Below are 6,569 nucleotides of genomic sequence, written 5' to 3'. Positions count from 1 at the left end.
GTAATCACAACCTGATTCGCCTCAAGGAAAAGGCCAGGAACCTACTGCTAAGTGAAGAGGGAATAGCACATCGCAAAAGAAGATGCTGGGATGTTGAAGCCGTCTTTGGAAATATCAAGCAAAATATGGGCTTTAAGCGGTTTATGTTGCGGGGAATGGATAAAGTAACTACTGAGATAGGATTAATAGCTATGGCGCACAACTTAAGAAAATTCAGTATCGCATAGCAAGGGGGCGCTGCTTTGCCTTTTTTTATCAGAAAGAAGATTTACAAAAAGAAGAATCGCTTCCTCTTACAAAACATTTATAAAGAAAAAGGGCCATCTAAATACTTTTTAGACGGCCTCTTTCTATATTTAAAAGAATCAAAGCTTATTTAGCAGATTTCATTCCTTCTTCGATCATTCCGTAGAATTGATCAAGTTTAGGAAGAACTACAATTCTTGTTCTTCTGTTTTTAGCACGACCTTCAGCAGTTTCGTTGGTTGCAACAGGTACATAGTAACTTCTACCAGCGGCAGTCATTCTAGCTGGCTCTACACCAAACTCATCCTGAAGAATTCTAACTACAGAAGTAGCTCTTTTCACACTAAGATCCCAGTTATCTTCAAACATTGAAGTTTTGATAGCTTTATCATCAGTATGTCCTTCTACCATAAACTCGATGTCTGGCTTGTTTTTAACCACAGTAGCAACTTTACCAAGTACTTCTTTAGCACGGTCGGTTACATTGTATCTTCCACTGTCAAATAAAAGTTTGTCAGAAATAGAAACGTAAACTACACCTTTTTCAACATTTATTTCAATGTCTTCATCGGCCATATTACCCAAAGCACCTTTTAAGCTTGTTACAAGCGCTAAAGTTACAGAGTCTTTTTTGCTAATAGCATCACGCATACTCTGGATAGCAAGGTCTTTTTCTTTAATGCTTTCAAGAGAACGCTCAAGGTTTTCTGCTTCTTTCTTAGAAAGAGTGGCAAGGTCACCTACGTTGTTAAGCAATGCCGCGTTGGTATTGTTAAGTCTTGTGATTTGCTGGTTAAGGTTTTGTTTATCTTCTAAACACGCATTTAATTTAATGGTTGCAGTGTTTAGTTCATCCTGGGTTTGTTTTTGTTTTTCTTCCAGTTCAGCGTATTTCTTATTAGATACGCAAGAGGAAAACAAAAGAACGGCGGTTGCCGATAAAAGCATAATTCGTTTCATAATCTTGTAATTGTTATTAATGTTAGATGATTCAAAAGTATCAAAAAAAAGTAAAGCGGAAAAAGAAGCTTTACTATAAGTTTGAATACCTTTATTTTAATTTAGAAAATTCATTTTTGCCTAAACAAAAATAAGACCAAATAATAGATTTTACCTGATAATATTCAGAGTTTTTTGTAATTCCTCTTCGTTTTCTATGCATTTTTTGAAAATTACGGTAAAAAGCGGTATGCGCCTGCAGGATAGCATATAAATGTGAGAATTTCCCATTTATCAGAAACTTGATTCCCGCAATCCCATCCAGGATCATTCTCATAATTAAAATGCCGTAAACATTAGGTGTGGGAACATTCTTTAAAAGCATATATAAACTGTTTCTGAAATTGAAAAACGTCTTCCTGGGATTCATACTATCCAGGGTAGCACCACCCACGTGGTAAACGTTGGAAATTCCAGAAAATTTTATTTGATAGCCTAAATTATGGATTCGCCAACATAGATCTATTTCTTCCTGGTGGGCAAAAAAATCTTCATCGAGCGCACCGGCCTCCCAATAAACTGTATTTCTAATTGCAAAACAAGCACCGCTGGCCCAAAAAATAGGAGTATCGTCATTATACTGCCCGTGGTCTTCTTCTAAAGTATCAAAGATCCTCCCACGGCAAAATGGATAGCCATATTTGTCTATATAGCCGCCGGCTGCTCCTGCATATTCAAAGTAGTTTTTTCTTTTAAAATCAAGTATTTTTGGTTGGACTGCAGCCGTTTTAGGTTCGTTTTTAAAGATTTCATGAATAGGGTTTAGCCAGTTTTTAGTAACTTCTACGTCACTATTTAGCAAGACAAAAATATCTTCGGATAAACCTGAAAGCGCATCGTTGTAACCTTTGGCGAATCCGCCGTTTTCCTTATTCTGAATAATTTTGACCTGCGGAAAATTTTCCTGTACAAATTCTACCGAATCATCTGTAGAAGCATTATCAGCTACGTAAATATTGGCACCTTCAGAAAAACGAATTACCGAAGGCAAAAACTGCTCCAGTAAACTGCGGCCATTCCAATTTAAGATTACTACTGCGGTGCTCATTGTTTTTCAGAAGTTTTAGAAGAAATATAATCGGGAATTTCAGGTAGAAAATGATATTTTTCTTCTTTGTAATCAAGTTTGCAGAAGTAATGCTCCAATCCGTTGGTAAGCATTAAATAATCGGCTTTTAAACTCAAATTATACCTGGCGATCTGGTCAAAAACTTCCTGGGTTATTTTAATATGTGGGGCTTTACATTCTATCACCACTTTTATTTTTCCGTCAGGATAAAAAACTACCGCATCATAGCGTTTAGTAAGCTTTCCAAGCTTAAGTTGTTTTTCAACATTAATATGGTTTTTAGGATAATTCTTATCTAAAGTAAGGAATTTAACCACGTGTTGTCTCACCCATTCTTCGGGAGTTAAAACCACAAATTTTTTCCGGAGTTCATCAAAAACGGCTATTTTATTTTCACTATTTTTGAACCGGAACGAATATTTTGGAAAATTAAGCGCTAACATAGGCCAAAAGTAAAAAAGAAAACCACAGCGCAGCAAGCTTCAGTTTAATTTAAAATTCAAAAATCCTTCACCTTAATGGAAGAAGCAAAAGAGATTGTAAATAATATTCAAAAAGGTAGTGTATCGCCGCTTTACTTTTTAATGGGCGAAGAACCTTATTATATAGACAGGATCTCAGATTTTATAGCGCAAAATTTACTGGCAGAAGAAGAAAAAGGTTTTAACCAAATCATTATGTATGGCCGCGATACCAATATAGATGAAATTGTGAGCAATGCCAAGCGCTACCCAATGATGGCCGAAAGACAGGTGATTATCGTTAAAGAAGCACAGGACCTTTCCAGGAGCATAGAGAAACTGGTAGATTATGCCGAAAATCCTCAGCCTACCACCACTTTGGTTTTTTGTTATAAATACAAAAGCCTGGATAAGCGTAAGAAACTTTCTAAAGTTCTAAAGAAAAGTGGGATTTTATTTGAAAGTAAACGCCTCTATGAAAACCAGGTGGCAGACTGGATCATGAAAACCCTGAAGGCAAGAAATTATACCATTTCTCCAAAAGCAGCACAAATGCTGGTAGAATTTTTAGGAATTGATCTGGGGAAAATTGATAACGAATTAAATAAACTTCAACTAATTACGCCTGAAGGAACTCAAATTACCCCAGAGCTTATTGAGCAAAATATAGGAATAAGTAAAGACTTTAATAATTTTGAACTGCGGAAAGCCATTGGAATGCGAGATTCTTTAAAGGCGCATCGCATTGTAAATTACTTCGCGCAAAACCCGAAAGACAACCCAATGGTGGTGACCATTTCGCTCTTATTTTCTTATTTCTCACAAATTATGCAATATCACGGCCTCCCCGATAAATCTAAGGCTAACGTAGCCAAACAGCTAAAAGTGCATCCTTATTTTGTTGGGGATTATATAGCCGCAGCAAAAAATTATCCGATGAAAAAAGTGAGTCAGGTAATTGGCTTGCTGCACGAAAGTGACGTAAAAGGAAAAGGTGTGGGCGCGGTGAATATTTCTCACGGCGATTTGCTTAAAGAATTAATGGTTAAGATCTTAAATTAAAATGGGTAAAATAAATTCATGGATTAGCGCTGCCCGGTTAAGAACTTTACCATTATCGGTTTCCGGAATTATTGTTGGAACCACCATTGCGGTTAGCGAAGGTGTTTTTAGTATTACTATTTTTAGTCTTGCACTAGCCACCACTTTAGGATTACAGGTGCTTTCAAATTTTGCCAACGATTATGGCGATGGTGTAAAAGGAACCGATAATGAAGATAGGGTAGGCCCGCAACGTGCTATACAAAGCGGACTTATTTCTCAAAAGGAAATGTTTCAGGTAATTGTAATCACTGCAATTGTTACCTTATTATTTGCTGTTTTACTTATTTATGCTGCTTTCGGGAAAGAAAATTTAGGTTATGCTTTATTTTTTTTCCTACTGGGAGTTGGGGCAATTGCTGCAGCCATTAAATATACCGTAGGTAAATCGGCTTACGGTTATCGGGGGCTGGGAGATGTTTTTGTGTTAATTTTCTTTGGTTTGGTTGCCGTTTACGGTTCTTATTTTTTATACGCGCATCAATGGAACTGGTTAGTGTTGCTTCCGTCATTCAGTATTGGTTTTTTAAGTATGGGGGTTTTAAATCTCAATAATATGCGCGATAGAATTTCTGATGAAAAAGCGGGAAAGAATACTCTTGTAGTGAAACTCGGGGCTAAAAATGCCAAAAACTATCATTATGCACTTATTCTGGGAGCCATACTTTGTTTGGTTTTATTCACCGTACTTACCCTAGAAAGTGTAAACGATTTTCTTTATCTGCCGGCTTTTATTCCCTTAATACTACATCTTAAAAGAGTGGTAGAAAATGAAAATGCTACTTTACTTGATCCAGAACTTAAAATTTTAGCCCTTTCTACCTTTGCTACCGCTATACTTTTTGGTTTAGGCCAGATATGGTAAGAAGTTTAACAAAATTATATATTTGGTCATTTCTAACCTTTTTCAGCGAATCCTTAAATTAGGGCGAACATAAAAATTATATTATGAAAATCACGTATTACGGACAAAGTTGCTTCGGAATTAAAATAGCAGATATCAATGTTTTGGTAGATCCGTTCATTACCGGGAATGAACTCGCCAAAGATAAAATCAATATCAAAGACATTAAAGCTGATTATATTTTACTCACCCACGCACATCAGGATCATACTTTAGATGCTGAAGAAATTGCCAAAAACACAGGCGCTGTAATTGTGAGTAATTTTGAGATCGCAAATCATTACGAAGAAAAAGGCATTGAGGTTCACCCAATGAATCACGGCGGAAGCTGGGATTTTGAGTTCGGAAAAGTAAAATACGTAAATGCAATTCATACCAGCTCTTTTCCCGATGGAAAATACGGCGGCCAACCCGGCGGATTCGTAATTGAAGGAGAACACAAAAATATTTATATTGCCGGCGATACTGCGCTTACTATGGATATGAAATTGATTCCGCAGCGCACTACTTTAGATCTTGCAATTTTGCCTATTGGCGATAATTTTACAATGGGTGTAGAAGATGCCATAGTAGCCAGTGATTTTGTAGAATGTGACAAAGTTTTGGGTTGCCATTATGATACTTTTGGTTATATTGAAATAGACCACGAAGAAGCAAAAAGAAAATTCTTTGATGAGGGTAAAGACCTTATGCTTCTTGAAATAGGAGAGAGCCTGGAACTTTAATTTCCACTTTTTTCCCAATAAAAATATATGCAGGCAGATTATAAAAAGTATATCTTAAAATTTAAGCGCCCCAGCGGAACTTCGCGGGGCGTTCTTACTACTAAAGAAACCTGGTTTTTAAAAATAACCGATGCTGATAAAGTTGGTTACGGTGAATGCGGTATTCTTAGAAGTCTGAGTGTGGATGATAGGCCAGATTATGAAGAAAAACTGCAATGGGTTTGTAACAATATTAATTTGGGCGAAACGATGCTTTGGGAAGAGTTAAAAGAATTCCCCAGCATCCAAATAGGAGTAGAAATGGCTTTTAGATCTTTAAATGCCAAAAATCCTTTTGAAATATTTCCTTCAGAATTTACAAAAGGAAAAGCTTCAATTCCCATTAACGGATTGATATGGATGGGGGAGAAATCATTTATGAAATCCCAGATTCAGGAGAAAATTGAAGCGGGATTTGATTGTATTAAAATGAAAATTGGTGCGATAGATTTTGAAACCGAACTGGAGCTTTTAAAATATATTCGCTCTGAATTTTCTTCCAAAGAAATAGAATTACGCGTAGATGCAAATGGAGCTTTTAAACCTAAAGAAGCCCTGGAAAAACTGAAGCGTTTAAGTGAATTTCAATTACATAGTATAGAGCAACCTATAAAACAGGGACAGCTGAAGGAAATGGCAGATTTATGCCGGGAAACTCCGCTGCCAATTGCTTTAGACGAAGGATTGATTGGCGTTTTTAATGTAACAAAGAAGAAAGAATTGTTACATACAATAAAGCCACAGTATATAATTTTAAAACCCAGTTTAATCGGTGGTTTTAAAGGCACACAAGAATGGATAGATTTAGCCGAAGAAAACAATATTGGCTGGTGGATCACCAGTGCTTTAGAAAGTAATGTAGGGCTAAATGCAATTTCCCAATTTACTTATACAAAAAACAATAAAATGCCCCAGGGACTTGGCACCGGAAGTTTGTATACCAATAATATTCAAAGTCCGTTAGAGGTAGAAAAAGGAAATATTCAGTATAATCCAGCTAAAAGCTGGGAATTTAATTTTTAGTA

Annotated in this window: 8 protein-coding genes; 5 read left to right on the top strand and 3 right to left on the bottom strand. The window is 36.4% G+C overall.

Features of this window, described 5'->3' with window-relative positions:
- Window positions 1–227 (top strand): transposase (locus tag BM084_RS17475; RefSeq protein ID WP_143083680.1); only part of this gene is annotated, 227 nt, incomplete at its 5' end.
- Window positions 228–372: 145 nt separating this feature from the next.
- Here the strand turns inward: BM084_RS17475 and BM084_RS17470 are convergent.
- The 3 genes from BM084_RS17470 to BM084_RS17460 all read right to left on the bottom strand — a co-directional run bounded on the left by BM084_RS17470 (window position 373) and on the right by BM084_RS17460 (window position 2,757).
- On the bottom strand, window positions 373–1,206 hold the full coding sequence (locus tag BM084_RS17470) for an OmpA/MotB family protein (protein ID WP_075326047.1): 834 nt from the start codon (window positions 1,204–1,206) through the stop codon (window positions 373–375).
- A 91-nt stretch (window positions 1,207–1,297) separates the two neighbouring features.
- Window positions 1,298–2,293, bottom strand: a complete 996-nt coding sequence (locus BM084_RS17465; protein ID WP_093306338.1) for a glycosyltransferase family 2 protein — start codon at window positions 2,291–2,293, stop codon at window positions 1,298–1,300.
- Complete coding sequence (locus BM084_RS17460; RefSeq protein ID WP_075326049.1) at window positions 2,290–2,757, bottom strand: type I restriction enzyme HsdR N-terminal domain-containing protein; 468 nt, start codon at window positions 2,755–2,757, stop codon at window positions 2,290–2,292. The genes BM084_RS17465 and BM084_RS17460 overlap by 4 nt, the downstream gene beginning before the upstream one ends.
- A 75-nt stretch (window positions 2,758–2,832) precedes the next feature.
- Between BM084_RS17460 and holA the strand changes: the two genes are divergently transcribed.
- The 4 genes from holA to BM084_RS17440 all read left to right on the top strand — a co-directional run bounded on the left by holA (window position 2,833) and on the right by BM084_RS17440 (window position 6,567).
- The gene (holA, locus tag BM084_RS17455) at window positions 2,833–3,837 is read left to right on the top strand and encodes a DNA polymerase III subunit delta (protein WP_075326050.1); all 1,005 of its coding nucleotides are present in this window, start codon (window positions 2,833–2,835) and stop codon (window positions 3,835–3,837) included.
- A gap of 1 nt (window position 3,838) precedes the next feature.
- On the top strand, window positions 3,839–4,741 hold the full coding sequence (gene menA, locus BM084_RS17450) for a 1,4-dihydroxy-2-naphthoate octaprenyltransferase (protein WP_075326051.1): 903 nt from the start codon (window positions 3,839–3,841) through the stop codon (window positions 4,739–4,741).
- 83 nt (window positions 4,742–4,824) lie between these two features.
- Window positions 4,825–5,505, top strand: coding sequence for a metal-dependent hydrolase (locus BM084_RS17445; protein ID WP_075326052.1), 681 nt, complete (start codon window positions 4,825–4,827; stop codon window positions 5,503–5,505).
- A 27-nt stretch (window positions 5,506–5,532) separates the two neighbouring features.
- Window positions 5,533–6,567 (top strand): o-succinylbenzoate synthase, encoded by a 1,035-nt coding sequence (locus BM084_RS17440; RefSeq protein ID WP_093306336.1) that lies wholly within the window; start codon window positions 5,533–5,535, stop codon window positions 6,565–6,567.
- The last annotated feature ends 2 nt before the right edge of the window (window positions 6,568–6,569 follow it).

It is taken from the genome of Salegentibacter agarivorans (assembly GCF_900113135.1).
Classification (GTDB): Bacteria; Bacteroidota; Bacteroidia; order Flavobacteriales; family Flavobacteriaceae; genus Salegentibacter; species Salegentibacter agarivorans.
This window is presented reverse-complemented; position numbering and strand designations above follow the sequence as displayed.